General features: G+C 62.3%; 14 protein-coding genes and 1 tRNA gene. 4 read left to right on the top strand and 11 right to left on the bottom strand.

Annotated elements, in window-relative coordinates; all coding sequences use genetic code 11:
- The first annotated feature begins 147 nt into the window (after positions 1–147).
- A complete protein-coding gene (gene aceK, locus IPN92_18515; protein MBK8640172.1) occupies positions 148–1,926 on the top strand; it encodes a bifunctional isocitrate dehydrogenase kinase/phosphatase in 1,779 nt (592 codons plus the stop codon).
- 211 nt (positions 1,927–2,137) lie between these two features.
- Positions 2,138–2,767 (top strand): cytochrome c, encoded by a 630-nt coding sequence (locus IPN92_18510; GenBank protein MBK8640171.1) that lies wholly within the window; start codon positions 2,138–2,140, stop codon positions 2,765–2,767.
- Positions 2,768–2,791: 24 nt separating this feature from the next.
- Here IPN92_18510 and IPN92_18505 read toward each other — a convergent pair whose 3' ends face one another.
- The 10 genes from IPN92_18505 to nosZ form a co-directional block, all read right to left on the bottom strand.
- Positions 2,792–3,619 (bottom strand): ABC transporter permease subunit, encoded by an 828-nt coding sequence (locus IPN92_18505; protein ID MBK8640170.1) that lies wholly within the window; start codon positions 3,617–3,619, stop codon positions 2,792–2,794.
- Complete coding sequence (locus IPN92_18500) at positions 3,616–4,137, bottom strand: hypothetical protein (protein MBK8640169.1); 522 nt, start codon at positions 4,135–4,137, stop codon at positions 3,616–3,618. The genes IPN92_18505 and IPN92_18500 overlap by 4 nt, the downstream gene beginning before the upstream one ends.
- A gap of 31 nt (positions 4,138–4,168) precedes the next feature.
- Positions 4,169–5,032: an ABC transporter ATP-binding protein gene (locus IPN92_18495; protein ID MBK8640168.1), complete on the bottom strand. Its 864-nt coding sequence runs from the start codon at positions 5,030–5,032 to the stop codon at positions 4,169–4,171.
- 5 nt (positions 5,033–5,037) lie between these two features.
- Entirely contained in the window at positions 5,038–6,015 is a 978-nt protein-coding gene (locus tag IPN92_18490; protein ID MBK8640167.1) for a NapH/MauN family ferredoxin-type protein, read from the bottom strand.
- Between the two features lie 7 nt (positions 6,016–6,022).
- Positions 6,023–6,871 carry a 4Fe-4S binding protein gene (locus IPN92_18485; protein MBK8640166.1) on the bottom strand — a complete coding sequence of 283 codons (849 nt, stop codon included), beginning with the start codon at positions 6,869–6,871 and terminating at the stop codon, positions 6,023–6,025.
- 23 nt (positions 6,872–6,894) lie between these two features.
- Complete coding sequence (locus IPN92_18480) at positions 6,895–8,301, bottom strand: nitrous oxide reductase family maturation protein NosD (GenBank protein MBK8640165.1); 1,407 nt, start codon at positions 8,299–8,301, stop codon at positions 6,895–6,897.
- A gap of 119 nt (positions 8,302–8,420) precedes the next feature.
- On the bottom strand, positions 8,421–9,611 hold the full coding sequence (locus IPN92_18475; protein ID MBK8640164.1) for a hypothetical protein: 1,191 nt from the start codon (positions 9,609–9,611) through the stop codon (positions 8,421–8,423).
- A gap of 156 nt (positions 9,612–9,767) precedes the next feature.
- Complete coding sequence (locus IPN92_18470; GenBank protein ID MBK8640163.1) at positions 9,768–10,466, bottom strand: c-type cytochrome; 699 nt, start codon at positions 10,464–10,466, stop codon at positions 9,768–9,770.
- 152 nt (positions 10,467–10,618) lie between these two features.
- Positions 10,619–10,945: a cytochrome c gene (locus tag IPN92_18465; GenBank protein MBK8640162.1), complete on the bottom strand. Its 327-nt coding sequence runs from the start codon at positions 10,943–10,945 to the stop codon at positions 10,619–10,621.
- Positions 10,946–11,033: 88 nt separating this feature from the next.
- Entirely contained in the window at positions 11,034–13,349 is a 2,316-nt protein-coding gene (nosZ, locus tag IPN92_18460) for a Sec-dependent nitrous-oxide reductase (GenBank protein ID MBK8640161.1), read from the bottom strand.
- A gap of 355 nt (positions 13,350–13,704) precedes the next feature.
- Between nosZ and IPN92_18455 the strand changes: the two genes are divergently transcribed.
- Entirely contained in the window at positions 13,705–14,619 is a 915-nt protein-coding gene (locus IPN92_18455; GenBank protein MBK8640160.1) for a chromate resistance protein, read from the top strand.
- Positions 14,609–15,952, top strand: coding sequence for a chromate efflux transporter (gene chrA, locus IPN92_18450; GenBank protein ID MBK8640159.1), 1,344 nt, complete (start codon positions 14,609–14,611; stop codon positions 15,950–15,952). Before IPN92_18455 ends, chrA begins: the two co-directional genes overlap by 11 nt.
- Positions 15,953–16,135: 183 nt before the next feature.
- Here chrA and IPN92_18445 read toward each other — a convergent pair.
- A tRNA-Leu gene (locus tag IPN92_18445) sits at positions 16,136–16,220 on the bottom strand.
- Between the last annotated feature and the right edge of the window lie 84 nt (positions 16,221–16,304).

Genomic DNA, 16,304 nt, shown 5'->3' with positions numbered 1-16,304 from the left:
AACAAAATGGTGTAAAAAGCTCAGTAATTAAAGTCTAAAATTTCAATACATAGATTTGAAATATGCAATGGTTCGGCGCGGCCTGGATTGCGGGCCTTCAGGCGCCGAGTCAGCCGGATAATTTTGGGAGCGGGGAGACAAAGGTTCATGGGCAATGTTCTGCAAGATCGGGCACACCAGATCGCTCGTTCCATCCTGACCGGTTTTGACCGGCATTATTCTTATTATCAAGAGATTACCAGTTCCGCTCGCCAACGTTTCGAACGAGCCGATTGGGAATCCGTGCGGGCGGCCTCCGCCAAGCGCATCAGTTTCTACGATTTACGGGTTCGGGAGGCGGTCGACAAGTTGCGCTCCGCCTTCGATATCGAGCACCTGGACGAGCCTCTGTGGCAGGAGGTCAAGCGGGTCTATCTTCATCTGCTCGCCCGCCACGGTCGCCCCGAGTTGGCGGAGACCTTTTACAACTCCGTCTTCTGCAGGCTCTTCGATCGCAGATATTTCAATAATGACAATATCTTCCTGGCCTCCAGCGTCAATCGTCGGGAGCTGGCGGCCCGCTACCTGGTTTACATGTCCTTCCATCCTGGGGATGGGGGGCTCGAGCAGTGCGTGTGGGAGATCCTCTCCGCCTTTTATTTCACCCTCCCTTACGAGGACCTCCAACGGGATACCGAAAGGGTAGCCGGCGCCTTCCGGGCTCGTAGCGCCCTCGGTACCCGAAGCCTGGAGGAGGTGCGCATCGACGTCCTGGAATCCCCCTTCTACCGCAACAAGGTGGCCTACCTGATCGGGCGCGTGGTCCAGGGGGAGGAATGCCAGCCCTTCGTGATCCCCCTCGTCAATAACGAGGCGGGGGCCATCTATGCCGATACCCTGCTCACCCAGCACGAGCAGGTGGACGCGGTGTTCAGTTTCACCCGCGCCTATTTCATGGTGAAGACCCCGGTCCCGGCGGCCACTGTTGACTTTCTGCAGAGCCTGATGCCCAGCAAGTCACTCGCCGATCTCTACATGAGCATTGGTTTCCAGAAGCAGGCCAAGAACGAATTCTACCGCGACTTTTTGGATCACCTGGCCAACTCGGACGACCTCTTCCAGATCGCCCCTGGGACCCGGGGCATGGTCATGCTGGTATTTACCCTGGCTTCCTTCCCCTATGTATTCAAAGTGATACGCGATCGTTTCCCCCCCCAGAAGGAGGTCACCCGCCAACAGGTGAAGGATCGCTACCAGCAAGTCAAGAATCACGACCTCATGGGCCGGATGGCGGACACCCTGGAGTTCTCCGACGTAGCCTTTCCCCGTCACCGCTTCTCCCCCGAACTGTTGCGGGAGATCGAGGCAGAGGTGCCCTCCCTGGTGGAGGAGGAAGGCGATTTGCTGGTGTTGCGTCATCTTTATATCGAGCGGCGCATGACGCCCCTGGACATCTACCTGGCCCAGGCCAGCCCCGCTGGGCAGCGCGCCATCCTGGACGACTGGGGGCTGGCCCTCAAGCAACTCATGGGGGTCAACGTCTTTCCCGGGGATCTCCTCTTCAAGAACTTCGGGGTTACCCGCCTGGGTCGGGTGATCTTTTACGATTACGACGAGATTTGTTATCTCGGTGAGTGCAAATTCCGCAAGATCCCCCAGGCCCGCACCCTCGATGACGAGATGAGCGCCGAACCCTGGTACACCGTGAATCCCGGTGATGTGTTCCCGGAGGAATTCCCCACCTTTCTCACCAACAGTCAGGAACTGCGCCAAATCCTGTTCGACACTCACCCGGAAATTTACGACTACCGCTATTGGCAACAACGCCAGAAGGACACCGCCAATGGGGTTTGGGAGGACGTCTTTCCCTATGGCCAGGAACTGCGTTTCGAGCGCCCGGTGATTCCATCCCCGATGCCAGGGCTGGAAGCCATTACAGGGAGTTAGGCGGAGCAGGCGCATCGAGGCCAGGCCGGTCATCGCGGGTCGGATAACGGCTCTCTCTTGACCTTGGTTAAGGCTTTGAGGTCCCTCGGCTCGCCATAATTACTCATGGATGGGTAACCGGGTAAGTGAGATGCAAGAACCAAAAAGCCCGCAGTGGGCGCTGAATGTCCTCTTTGCGACCGGTCTGCTGGCCAGTAGCGCCCAGGCGGCGATGGAATTCGCCGTCGATCAGGTGGATTTGCGTAACGGCAGGGATATCAACGAGGTTTGCGCTGGGTGTCACGGGGAATTCGGTCAGGGTGGTAAGGAAGGCGAATATCCCCGACTCGCGGGACTGCCCGCCCCCTTTATCGCCCACCAGTTGGCTTTGTTCCGGGATCGCAAAAGGACCAATCTGGCCATGGTCGAATCCGTCGATCACCGCCAGATGCCCGACCCCGATATTCAGGATGTGTCCGCCTATCTCGCGGGCCTCGAAATAGCCAGCCAGCTCCCCCCCGTCGACGAGACGGCTCCGGGCTTCAATGCCTACGAACGTCTGCTCGCCAGCAAGCGCCTGGTCCAGATCCCCCGCGCCGAGGGTGACCCCGAGGCCGGCAAAAAGCTCTACCGCCGCGAATGTGCCTCTTGTCACGGCGGCCAGGGTCAGGGTGACTCGCAAGATGCGGTGCCCTTCCTTGCGGGCCAATACACCAACTACCTGCGGCGCCAGATCGACAAATATATCGACAAAGGGCGCGTCCACGACCCCTCGGAACCCGATGCCGAGGAGCTGCTCGCGGCCTTCAAGGCCGAGGAACTTCGGGATATCTTCGCCTATCTGTCCACCCTCGACGACTAGGGGCGTCTATTCCCCGGGCGCCAATCAGGGCAGATCACTGCGCTTGAAAAGGACATAGCCCAGCCAGGCGCTCAGGGTACCGAGCAGAGTCGGGTAGAGGAGGGCGAAGGCGATATAGCCAGCCTGGCCGAAGGCGTCGAGGATGACGTAGGCGGAGGGGCCGAGCATGACCAGTTGTTGGTCAAGGAGGAGCATGGCGGCGGTGCGGAAGACCTGGAGGGGGTTGATCAGGGCAATGGCGACGGCGGTCTCGGGGGGGAGGTGGCCGCGGATCATGACGCCCAGCAGGATGAGGTCAAGAAAGAGCAACAGGGTGAGCCAGAGGACGAAGGCGGAGGCCTGGGCGACATCGGCGGAGCGGGTGAGGGTGGAGAGCAGCATCGCCAGGCCCAGGAAGCACCAGGCCAGGGCCATGAGCAAGCCGGTGTAATAGATGAACAAGGCCCAGGGGACCTCGGCGCCCTTGCCCGCCCCCCAGGCGATGGCCGCGACCATGGCCAGGAAGACCGGCAGAAAGACCACCAGGAAGCGCCCCACCAGCTTGCCCCAGAACCAGGCGGCGAGGCCGATGGGCAGCGACAGCAAGTATTCATAGATGCCCGCCTCGCGGTCGCCAGCCACCGAGCGCACCGTGGTGATGAGGACGAAGACCGGCAGGATGGCCATGGCGAGTTGAATATAGGTCACCATGAGCCGCGACAGGCCGGTGAAGCCCATGACGCGCGACTCGGTGAGGCCGAAGACGAACAGCAGAGCCACCAGGCCGCCAAAGATGAAGCTATAGACCAGGAACCACTTGGCGCGCAGGGATTCCAGGATGTCCGTTTGGGCGGTGAGCCAGAAGTTGTTCATTCGGTGAGGTGCAGGTGCGGGTGTTCGGTCGCGGCTTGGGGATTGACGACGGGGGCGTTGAAGCGTGCCTCCACTTCAAGGATATGGATCTTGGCCTCGGCAAAGTTTAGGGCGCCTGGCATGGGTTCTGTTTGCGCCCCCAGGCCGTATTGCATGGGCGTCTCCTTGCCCTTGAGGTAATAAGCGGTTCGGGCATCAATCCAGGCCCCATTCCGCCAGTCGTTAACCCAGATCTCGGTGCGGGGGTCCTCTCGCCAGGGCCGTTGATCCAGCCAGATGACGGCGCAGCCAATGTCATCGAAGACATGCAGGGAGGATTTGCCATCCTCTTTAAAGCCGCGGATTTGGGCGGAATAGTCCCGGGCCGACAGCACCATGCGGCAGCGTTCGCAGACGATCCGATCCCATTTCACGGCGGCGGGACCGGTGCCGCTATCACCGCAACCCGAGAGTCCCGTCAGGCCGGCGAGCAATAATAAAAAAGCCAGGAGGGCCGAAGCCAACGGGGGATCAGCCATGGGGCTTCTCCATCTCCGGGATATCACCAAGTTAAGTCTCATTGCTGGTTTCCTCGAGGCGGAGCGCGGCGATGAGGGCGGCATAACGGGAGACCATGCCGAGAAACCGCAGCCGGTCCGCGCCCGGTACCTGGCCTTGCCAGTTCAGTCCGGCGTCCAGGGCCTGGAAGCCCCAGGGGCCGAGGGCGCGGCCAAAGGCCTCGTCGGCGCGGGTCAGGGTCAGACGGCAGGCAAGGTGGCTGGTAAGGTCCACCAGGTCCGCGACCCGGTCGTCCAGCACGACCTGGCCCTGATCCAGTTCGATAACTCGATTGACCAGGGCCGCCACCTCGTCCAGGCGGTGGCTGGAGATAATCATGGCGGCGCTGTTCTGGCGCTGGGCGAGGAGGTCGAAAAGGATGCGGCGCGCCTGGGGATCCAGGTTGGCCGCCGGTTCATCCAGGATCAGGACCTCCGCGTCCCGGCCCAGGGCGATGCTGATGAGGAGTTTCTGCTTCTGGCCGCCGGAGAGCTTGACAAAGGGGTGACGCCGGAAGCGGGCCACGTCCAGCCCCAGATGGCCGGACACCTCTGTCATCCGCGCCGGGTCGGCACCGCAGACCCCGGCGGCGAAGGACAGGAGCTGGCCCACCGGCATCCGCAGGGGGGGTGGCAGTTGCGGCACGAAGCCGATCTTGGCCAGGACCGTTTCACGATGTTCACGCGGGTTCAGGCCATCCAGGGTGACCAGGCCCTGGCAATGGTATTCCCCCAGCAGACAGCGGATGAGGGTGGTCTTGCCGGCCCCATTGGAACCAATGAGGGCCACCCGGTGCCCCCGCTCGATCTCCAGGTCTATGCCCCGGAGCACGGCCTGGCGGCGAAAGCGCTTGATGACCTTTTCAAAGATAATCATGCCGGTTACAACACCTTGTCCAGGCCCTTGACCTTGAAGCTCAGGGAATTGGTCGGACAGATGTCCACGCACAGGCCGCACCGGGTACAGTCGGCGCCAATGTCAGTGGTGACGGCCCGCGCCCGGCCGCGGATGGTGACGTCGAGGACATGGGGAACCAGACAAATGGCACGGCAGTCACCTTCATGGTGGCAGTCCTGTACCCGATACTGGACCCGCACCGGAGACAGAACGCCCACCAGGCCGTAAGTCACGCCGATGGGGCAGACATAGCGGCACCAGGCGCGGCGGGATACAAAGACCTCGAAGGCCAGCAGGGCCAGTACCCAGATCAAGGCCAGGCCCGGGCCATAGATGAGGGCGCGGCTGAGGATACCGGTGGGGGACAGGGTTTCGAACAGGGTGTAGCCGCTGACCAGGGTCAGGATGATGAAGAAGAGATAGAAGATCGTCCGGCCACCCCGGTGAAACTTGATGTCCCTCGCCCATTTACGCTTGGCCAGCCAGAGGTGGAGTTTCTCCGCCCACTCGGCCAGCAGGTGGTAGGGGCAGGCCCAGGAGCAAAAGGTGCGCCCCCCCAGGAGCAGCCAGAGGATGAAAACGGTTACGGTGCCGATGACCAGATTCAGCACCAGATGCTGGTAGGCCAGCATGACCTGGAGGGCCGAGTTCAGGTCCGCCAGGTGAAAGCCGACGAAGCGCGAGGCGGTCATGGCCCCCTCCAGGAGCTGGACGTCGAGATAATAGGAGACGACAAAGAGCAGGTTGACGGTAATGAGGGTGGCCCAACGGCGGTTGCGCCATTTGTGGCGATCCGCGGCCTGGGCGCGCCCGGCCTCTACCGCATGAAGCATTTCCCTGGTCAACTTGTCGCGGCGTTTCTCCGCCATGAGGGTAACCACCTCTGGCCGGCGGTCCTCCGGACCGGGCTTGGATGGGTCCAGGCCCATCAACTGACGGAGGGATTCGATCACGTAGTTCATGGAGGCTTCACCCAACCTGGGCCGCGTCCGCGACCCGGTCGATATCGATAACGATGGCGGCGGGGTCCACGGGACAGATCATCTCGCAGACGCCACAGCCGACACAGCCATCCAGAACAAGTGGCAGGGCGCCGCCCCCGGCCTGGGCCCCCAGGCGGATGGCCGATCGCGGTGGACACTGATTGGCATCCCCGGAGGGTGGCGTGCCAGCGGCGCACTGGGCGAGACGGATCTCGATGGGGCATTGGCGTAGGCAGAGATCGCAGAGCTCCAGATCGTAGGGGTGATCCGCCACGGGGATGGGCAGCCAGCGATTCACGGCCTCATAGCGAAGCAGGCCGGAAAAATCGGCCCCCCGGGCCTGACCTCGGAAGCCCTGGCCCCGAACCGCCAGGCAGGACTCGGGCCGCGCCAGCCGGGCCAGACCCATGCGTGCCTGGCTCGGGTAGTTGATGTCATGGGTGAGGGCGCCGGTGGGGCAGGCTAGGACGCACTGGAGGCCGTCGCAGGAGAAGTCGCAGGCCTGGTCGCGGGCTTGGATAAAGGGGGTGCCGACCCCGACCCCATCGGTCAGATCGGCGAGGCGGATGGCCTCGACGGGGCAGACCTGGACGCACTGGCCGCACTTGATGCAGGCGGCGAGAAATTCCTGCTCCTGGAGCCGATCCTTGATGGCGCCCGGAGGCCGCAATCGGGCATTGGCCTGACCCGCCAGGGGCAGCAGGCCCGCCAGGGTGGCGCCCAGCACCCCGATCCCCAGGATCGAGGTGCGGATGAATTCCCGGCGATTTTGTTCGCGTCGTTTGGGGCTGAGGGCCGGGCGGGGCGATGTGGCTTTCGTCTGTTCGGGTGACATGGTTTTTTTTACAACTCCGGGAATCAGTCGCGGCCGAGAGACTGGCGCAGGGCCTGGAGGGCATCGTAGCCGCCGCCGGGTGTGGCAGCCTTCGCGGCGGTTGCGGCGGGGAGTGCGGTGCCCGCCTCCTCAGGGTCCTCGTCCGGGTATTCCTCGTCATCGACGATGCCCAGGGATTTAGGGGGATGCCGCGCCAGACTGGCCAGGATATCGACCATGGTGTCCACCGAACGCAGGGGTTTTTCGTCCCGGGCCAGTCGTTTGGGTTCGCTCAAGGGGGCGAGACGCTCAAGAAAATCGATGACCTCCAGCATGGGCGATCCCTTGAAGAACTGGGCCGGTGGCAAATCCATCCAGAGGCGGTCGGCATAGGTATATTGCTCATGGGGGGTGTCACCGATGCCGTCGCCATCGCGGTCGAAGCCTTCGTAATCGTCCCAGTAGTTACCTTCCCAGGTGTTGAAGGTGGCCCCCTTGCCGGCGCCGCCTTCCAGCACGACTTGCGTGATGTTGCCCTCGAAGCGGTTACCGATGAAGATATTGCCGTCCCGACCGGGCAGCCAGCGGACGGCCACTCCATTGAAGGCGATCAGGTTATTAGTAAAACGGTTGGTAGTGCCCGGCTGATAGGGCGAGAGGTCGAGGTAGATGCCGGTGGCGCAGGAGAGCACCTTGTTGCCGCTGATTTCCACATCGGAGGTATCTTTAAAACCGATGCCGACGCCGGTGGGCCCCGAGGCGTTGATGATGGTGTTGTTCCGCAGGATCATGCCATCGCTATACATGACGAATATGCCCACGCTATTGTTTTCGTAATGGTTGTCCTCGACCCGGTTGACGTGGGAATACATGAAGTGGAGGGAGTAGCGGCCGCCGCGGGCGTCGTTCCGGGCGATGAGGTTGTCCTGGGAATACCAGACCACGGTATCGCGGGAGTCGCGGATGATGTTATCCGTGGCCTGATTCTTATAGCTGTACCAGAAGCGAATGGCATCACCCCGGACACCCAGTTCCACGGGTTTGGATGAGATACGGTTGCGGCGGACGATGTTGTTGTTGGACTGCTGGAGATCGACGCCAAAGAGGCAGTTGTCGATCACATTGTCCTTGATGACGTTGAAGTTGCCGCGCACCTGGATGCCGCTGTCGATGTCGTTGTGGGAATCACCGGAGTGGGTCAGGCGCAGGTTCCGGATGGTGGCCCCGTCGGTCTTGAGGAGGATGATTGTCCCCTTGCCTCCCCCATCGATGACCACCTGGTCGCGACCATCAAGGGTCAGGGCCTTATCGATGATCAGGGGGCCGGCATAGGTGCCGGGCTCCGGCGTCAGTACATCTCCGGGCTTGGCCTGGTCAATCAGGGGTTGCAGCGAGACCAGGCCAGTCCGGGGCTGGTTTTGCGCCTGGGCCGGAAGCAAGACCAACAGCATCGCCAGACTCGCCAGCAGGACCCAGAGGCGGGGGGTGCCGAGGGCGGCACGGTCGGCGGATGCCGCCGGGAACCACCCGCCGGCAGGCGCGGGCGCCGCCCGACCGAGGGGAGGGTGGCTCACTGGGCCTCCCGCATCCCCTTGCGTTTCACCAGGGCGAGGACCGCGAGCACCGCCGATAACAGCACCATGAGTCCGAAGCCGAGGGCGGGGTAGGAATGGGTCGCGAACTGGGCCACCTTGCCGTCACCAAAGACGGTGGGCATAAAGGGCTTGACGGTAAAGGCCCCCATATCGCTCAGGGTATGGCCATACCACCAAAGCCAGGCCGCGTAATCGATGATGAAGAAGAGCGGTAGGGCCAGGGGGGCAATAATCAGGAACCAGTAGAGAATCCCGGAACTCTTGCGGGCACCCCAGAGGAGCAGGAGCATGGCAGCCACCATGACCCAAAAGAAGGCGTGGGTGGCCATCGCCATGCCCTTGACCATAGGGCTGATGAGGGCCGGGTCGTTGAAATAGCGCCCGAGGCTGGTCTGATAGTGCCAGAGCAGGGTCTGGATCCCGCTGCCGGTCCACTCCTGGCGCTCCGCCGCGGACAGGCGCTCCTGGGTCTTTTCGAAGCGGGATTCCAGGCTGTCGATCAGATTCTCCTTGTCGGCGGCAGGCTGCTTATCCTCCTCTCGGAGCGGGGCGCTGGCGGCTGGGGCCGGGGCCTCGGCGAGTTCCGCCTTGAGTCGCGCCAGCAGGGCATCGGCGGCGGAGACCTTAGGCACCTCCTTCTGAATGCCGCCTTCCTGGTCCAGGGCCGTGACCATGGCGGTCAGATAGCCGCTATTCTGGTAGTTGAGCCCGTCGTCCCCGTACATCGTCAGGCTCATCCAACCGAGGATGGCCGCGAAGCCCGCGCCCATCACGACCAGCCTGGGACTGGTTTTCGGGATGACGAAGCCGATGATCATGATCCCCAGCAGGCTGATGATAAAGGGTGAGAAGGCCCGTTCGACCACGCCGCCGGCGGCGATGGGATACATGCCGACATAGTGGTTGATGGTGTCCATCTCGTGAACACAATCCAGGGCCTCGTCTTCGTGGATCTCCGCCTTCTCGATCTTCTGGCAGCCGTTGAAGACCCCATTCATGTGGAAGTGGATACGTACCCCGTCGGGGAAGGACTCGGGTGGGTAGTTGGGTGCCGTCAGGGATACCCACCAGATCGGCGAGAAGTAGATAGCCGCAAGGAGCCCGAGGGCCAGGAGGGCGAGAAGACCGGCTAACAGGCCTCGCGGGGTATGCGTCTGGGCGTTCATCAAGGTTACCGCTTAATTTAGGATGAAGGCTGGATCGGTCACCGGGTCCCCCGGCGGGCCGAATTTTACCCAGTGTCCTGGTGTTCGGTGGCACCGGGAGGCACCGGGCTTGCCAGGAACAGCCAGCGGCCTCCCTGCCGCTGATCCGCACCGGGACTACTGAAAGTCGGGATTCTTCCAATCAGCGGACTCCGCCAGGAGTTCCTTCGGTGGTTTGATCCGTGAGGTGTAGTCGCTGACGGCCAGGACGTCGCGATCACTGAAGTTCTTGACCTGCTCGACCATCTCCGGATTAGCGTTGCGTCGCTTGCCGCCCTTGATCTCCTTGAATTGGCGCACGATGTAGTTGTAATGCTGGCCATGTACGCGGGGATAGTACTTTTCGTCGTTACCCTCGCCATTTTCGCCGTGGCAACGCACGCAGTTCTCTGCGTAGAGCTTCTTGCCAAGTTCCAGATCGTCGCCCGGACCCACGCCATTAGCCGGTGTCATGGGAAGTCCCGCCATGTAGGCCACCACGTCCGCCAGGGCCTGGGGACCACCGATCTGGGAGGGCAGGGCGAAGGGGTACATGGTGGGGTTGTCGCGGTTTTGGGCGCGAATGTCCGCCAACTGCTTGATGATGACATTGTGATGCTGGCCCGCGAGTTGTGGGAAGGTCCCGTCGTCCAGGCCCCAACCCTCCGGCAGGTGGCAGGCGGCGCAGACCTCATAGACATCGCGCCCATTCTCCGCGTTGCCCTTGAGGGTCATGGCCTCGTCCTGCTCGCCGCCGCCCTCGTTCCAGGCCAGCGCCGAACTCGCCATGGCGGTCGCCAGGGTGGCGACGGCCAGCCGGATAGTAAAACTGCTCATGATAAATCTCCGAAATGTTGATCCAGTGCCGCGGGCCAGAGTGCCCGAAGTAAGCGCGGCGGGGGGGGTGCGCCCTTGTTGATCAGGCTAATTCCCAGGCCGGGGAGCCACTTTGACCGAGGTCAAGCGGTTACAAACCGAAATATTCGTATCTATTTGCTCAGGGTGCCCAACCAGTTGGCGATGGTCCGCATCTCTTCATCCGTGACCAGGTGCATCACCGCCTTCATGGCTGCCGTCTGGCCGTTATTGCGGGCTCCACTCTGGATATCCTTCATCTGATTGTAGGCGTAATCAGGATTCTGGCCAGCCAGTCGGGGGTAAACGGGCAGGATCGGGGAATTGGCGTCCTTGCCGTGGCAAGCGACGCAGGTCTTCTTGGCATAGAGCTCCGGCCCGTCGAGGGCCTGGACACTGGTTATGACGCCGAACCCAAGGGTGATGCCGAGGGCGGCGGAAAGGGCCTGAAGGGTACGCATGATGGATGGCCTCGTAACTGCACTAACTAACCGATGAGAGGGCGCGCGTTCGCCTCAAGGCCACCGCGCGCCCGGGCGGGCTTGGCTATCAGGGCTTGGTGGGCTTGGCTCCACCCTCGTCGAGGAGGGCCTTGGCGCGTAGGCCGAGGTCCGCCGCCTTCACCTGATACTGCCACCACTGATTGGCCCACAGCATGGCATTCTGCCAATCGGCCTTGGCGGCGGCCTCCTCGGATTTTTTCCTGGCATCCTGAGAGAAGCCAAGCTGGTCGGTGGCATCCTCGACCAGGGCGACCACGGTGGGGAAGTCCTTGAAGTTGCGGCCGGTGATGTAAGCGACCACCTGATCGATGACGGCCTGGGTCTCGTTGTTGGTCTTGACCTGGGTGTTATAGTCCGCCTGGGTATAGGCCGTACCTTCGACCATCTTTGCGGCGGTCTCCTGATAGCCCTTGGGCTTGACCAGCAGATAGCCCTGCATTTCCAGGTGCAGCGCCGAGCAGAACTCGGTGCAGTAATAGGGATAAACACCCGGCTTATCGGCCACGAAGGTCGTGGTTGATGTCTTGCCGGGCTCGATGGAGAGCTGGACATTTTGCCCGTACATGGCGAAGCCGTGGACCTGGTCCTGGGCGCGCTCCAGGTTGGTCAGGGCGATTTTCACCGTATCACCCTCTACCGCCTCGATGATCTCCGGGGTGATGTGGGAGCGGATCAAGGTACCCTTGACCAGGGTGGTGCACTGGCCCGCGGCATCGCAGCTACGCTCGGTGGTCTCGCGGCCGGCGCGGGTGGCATTCGGATGCTTCTGATCGGTCCGGCTGTCGGTGCCGGACTTGTAGCGCACCTCCGGCTTCAGCTTGTCGGCGGCGATGGCCACGGCGTAGTGCGGCTCGCCTAGGGGCAGGGGCATGTCATAGAGGAGCTGCATCTTGTCGTTGCCAATGTCGATGAGCTGGTGGTTCTGGGGGTGCAGGGGGCCCACCGGCTGGTGGCGGTCGATGGAGAGCTTGTTGAGCGCCACCAGATACTTGCCATCCGGCTTCACCGTATCGCCCTCCATGGTCATGAGGTGGCCGATGTTGTAGTGGATGGAGAGCTTGTCCAGCACCTTGCCCTCGCAGTAGTCGTACTTGGCGACCTGGGAATCGACATAGAGCGAGGTGTAGGCGATGCAGGGTTTGCTGTCGAACTGGGTGTGCAGGGGGCCCAGACCCAGGTTGACCTGGGTGTGCAGCACGTCCTGCATGGCGATGATGGGCACGCCATAGGGGTCCTTACCCTCGAACTTACCCTCGGCGATGGCCTTCTGGATCTTTTCGAAGCTATAAACCGAGACATGGCTGTCCAGCTTGCCGGAGACGATCAGGTACTTGCCATCCGGAGTCACGTCCACGCCATGCGGGCTCTTCGGCTCTGGGATCAGATAGAGGAGGCCTTCGGCGATGGCCTGCTCCATCGGAATGAAGTAATAGCCCTTCTCCTGCTTAACCTTGCCGGCCTTGACCAGTTCCTCGGCCTTTTTCCAGTTGGTCACGTGCAGATAGTCGGTGTCCTTGGAGGAACAGCCGGCCTCGAAGGGCGGACGACCGCGCTCGATGCCGCCCACGTAGCGCTCGGAGCAGAAGGAATTGGTGAAGCCCCAGCCATAGCTGGGTCCCTTGCCGGCATCGGAGAGATCCTGGCTATAGGGACCCAGTTCGAAGGTGAAGGAGTTCTCCGGCTCGATGCGGCCCTTCTCCCTGTTGAATTTCCAGTAGGTCAGGCCGCCGCGGTATTTGTCATTGAATTCTTCCAGGGGGACGAAGCCATCCTCGAGGAGAGGCGCGGCATACTGGACGGCCTCCATGACATATTCAGTGTTCGGGGTGGCGAAGGCGCCGCCATGGGCGGACTTGAAGAAGGGGTTGACGACGATCTGCTTGGTCTCGAAGTCGTGCAGATCAATGACCGCGATGCGCGGATTGGATTTATCGTTGATGAAGAGCCAGCGCCCGTCATAGTCGCCCTCGGTCTCCGACAAAGCGGGGTGATGGGTATCGCCATAGACCATATCCTTGCCCCGGATGCGACCCTGGGCCAGGACCGCCTTGGATTCGTCGTCGAAGCCGTAACCCTGCCAGGGCTCCGGGGTGAAGACCCCGATGTACTTGAGCAGGCGCATCGAGGGGATGCCATAGACGATGACCTGACCGGACTGGCCGCCGGAGGCGAAGACGACATATTCATCGCGGCCGCCGCTGGGGACATAGGTCTTGGCCGCCGCCAGCAGGTCTTTCTCGCTCAGACCGCGGCGTTGCATAGTGTCCTGCAGGGTCTCGGCCGACCAGGCCGCCGAGGCCGCACTCATCGTCAGGACCGCACCGACTGCGACGGATAAACCGCGCCTGGAAAACTTGTTCATCGAACCGCCCTCTTACTCTGGCAATTTAAGGAAACACCACGGGACTTGCGGTCCGCGGCACCCCAAAACTCTATCCCCGCGGGCCGCGTTAAGCCTTGATACAAGTCAAATCACGAAGCGGGGTATGTCATATGACACAGTCAGGGCCTGAATCGAGCACCATGAATCGTGCGAAAACTTGTTGATCGAATCAGGATTAGGGTCCCACTCAACAATAGTCGCCTCGGGTAACCCGAGCGCTGCTTGGCACTGGATGCCACCCTGTCGTTGGACAACGCGACCAATCACTGTCTAAGTAGCAACTAAACTATAATGTAATATAGTAAACGTTTCATTATGTCGGTACCGCATGGCTATGAGCTTCCTTGCCCTCTTTGTCACCCTTCCCACCAAGCAATCCGCCGGGCGCATGCGCGTCTGGCGGGCCTTGCGCGCGCTGGGGAGCGCCACCTTGCGCGACGGCGTCTATCTGTTGCCGGACTCGGCCGCGCACGCTCAAGCGCTGGGGTCCATTGCCGAAGATGTGAAAAGCGTGGCGGGCACGGCCGATATTTACTGCCTTGATGGCAGGGATGACACCCAACGGCAAACGCTTATAGCGCTGTTTGACCGCAAGGAGGATTACGCCGGACTCCTCAAGGCAATTCAGGCGGCGAATCCCGCAGAGGCCAAGACCGTGCGCGCATTGCAACGGGAGTTCTCGGCCTTGGCCGCCATTGATTTCTTTCCGGGAGAGGCCCAACGCCAGGCCGAGGCTGCCTTGGCGGCCCTCGCCGCGCAGGCAGCCGGCGAGCCGGTTGATGCGGCGGGCCGGATTCGCCGGCTCGCCAGCGCTGAGTTTCAGGGGCGCGTTTGGGCAACCCGCAAAAACCCGTGGGCGGATCGCCTGGCCTCGGCCTGGCTTATTCGGCGCCACATCGACCCTCTGGCGCGATTTGTCTGGCTTGCGGACCCCAGCCTTTGTCCCCAGGAGGCCCTGGGATTTGACTTCGACGGCGCGGCCTTCACTCACGTCGAGGGTCGCGTCACCTTCGAGGTCCTGGCCGCCAGCTTCGGCCTGACCGACGATCCCGCCCTGGGCCGCATCGCCACCATCGTGCATTTTCTGGATGTAGGTGGGGTGCCCGTGGCGGAAGCCCCCGGTATCGAGGCCGTCCTCGCCGGCGCCCGGGCCAGCGCGGTCACCGATGACGAACTCCTGAGCGAGGCGAGCCGCCTCTTTGACAACCTTTTCACCCACTACCAACAGGAACCTGCCCGTGACGGATGACGCCCTTCCCACTACGCCACCGCCCATCCCAACCTTGGGCGAGGCCCTGAAATATTGGCTCAAGCTGGGTTTTATCAGCTTTGGCGGCCCCGCCGGACAAATCGCCATGATGCACCAGGAATTGGTCGAGCGCCGCCGCTGGATCTCCGAGCACCGCTATCTCCACGCCCTCAACTACTGCATGCTGCTGCCGGGGCCGGAGGCTATCCAACTCGCCATCTATATTGGTTGGCTGATGCACGGCATCCGGGGCGCGCTGATGGCCGGAGTATTGTTTTTCCTGCCCGCCTTCCTGCTGCTGTCGCTGCTGGCCGGCGTCTATCTGCACTTTGGCGAGGTGCCGGCGGTGCAGGGGATCTTTTACATCATCAAACCCGCGGTGGTCGCGGTGGTACTCTTCGCGGCCTGGCGCATCGGAGCGCGGACGATCAAGAACCGCCTGCTCGGGGGCATCGCCGCGCTGGCCTTTATTGGCATCTTCTTTTTCGACATCGGCTTTCCCTGGATCGTGCTCGCCGCGGCTATCCTCGGGGCTATCGGCGGCAAGCTGCTACCGGGAAAGTTCAAGAGCGGCGGTGGCCATGGTGCCTCCCATAAGCAGTATGGCCCGGCGCTGATCGCGGACGACACCCCGCCCCCGGCGCATGCCCGCTTCACCTGGCTCAAGCTGCTGGTGACCAGCCTGGTATTTTTCCTGATCGGTGCCGCCTTGCTGCTGGCCTTGAGCGGCAGCAACGATCTGTTCAAGATGGGTGAGTTCTTCCTCAAGGCCGCCTTCCTGACCATCGGCGGCGCCTACGCCGTCTTGCCCTATGTCTATCACGGGGCGGTGGAACAGTTCGCCTGGCTGACGGGTCCGCAAATAATGGATGGCCTGGCGCTGGGAGAAACCACGCCCGGGCCTCTGATCATGATCGTGACCTGGGTGGGCTATCTGGGTGGCGTCGCCAAGTCCGTGCTGGGCACGCCCATCGCCGCCGGCCTGGCCGGGGCGGCGGTGGCGACCTTCTTTACCTTCCTGCCGAGTTTCTGGTTCATCATCGCCGGTGGCCCACTAATCGAGGCGACGCGCGGCGAGCTCAAGTTCACGGCCCCTCTGACCGCCATCACGGCGGCCGTCGTGGGTGTCATTCTCAACCTCGCCGCTTTCTTTGCCTGGCATACCTTCTGGCCGCAAGGCACCCCAGCCACGCCCTTCGCTGGCCCCTTCGAGCCCCTCTTGGTCGGCATCGCCCTCGCCGCTTTCGTCGCGCTGTGGAAATATCAGGTGGACATCTTGCGGGTGATCGGTGCCTGCGCGCTGCTTGGGCTGGTCTATTCCTTCTTCCTGTGAGCCTTCCTCGGAAAATCCCAGGATCGGCGATCCGCTAACCGGCTTGACGCACTTGGTCGCGGCCGTCCGCTTACGCCTGATAGAGGGCGTCATCGGCTCGTTTCAGCCAGTCATTGAGGGTGTCATGGGGCCGGAATGCCGCCACGCCGAAGCTAAATGTCACTGGGCCCGGAGGGGGGAGGGTGGTGCGCAGGGCGGGACTCGAACCCGCACGGGTTTCCCCACTGGAACCTAAATCCAGGGCGTCTACCAATTCCGCCACCTGCGCATGGCAGGGATTTTACCCGGTTCGGCTGCTATTGGCATCTCGAATCCCGCATGAGCTTGACCTGGCGGGGATGGACTGGCCGGG

The organism is Chromatiaceae bacterium, assembly GCA_016714645.1.
Classification (GTDB): domain Bacteria; phylum Pseudomonadota; class Gammaproteobacteria; order Chromatiales; family Chromatiaceae; genus M0108.
Note: the sequence above shows the minus strand (reverse complement) of the source record. Positions and strands in the feature narration are given on the sequence as shown.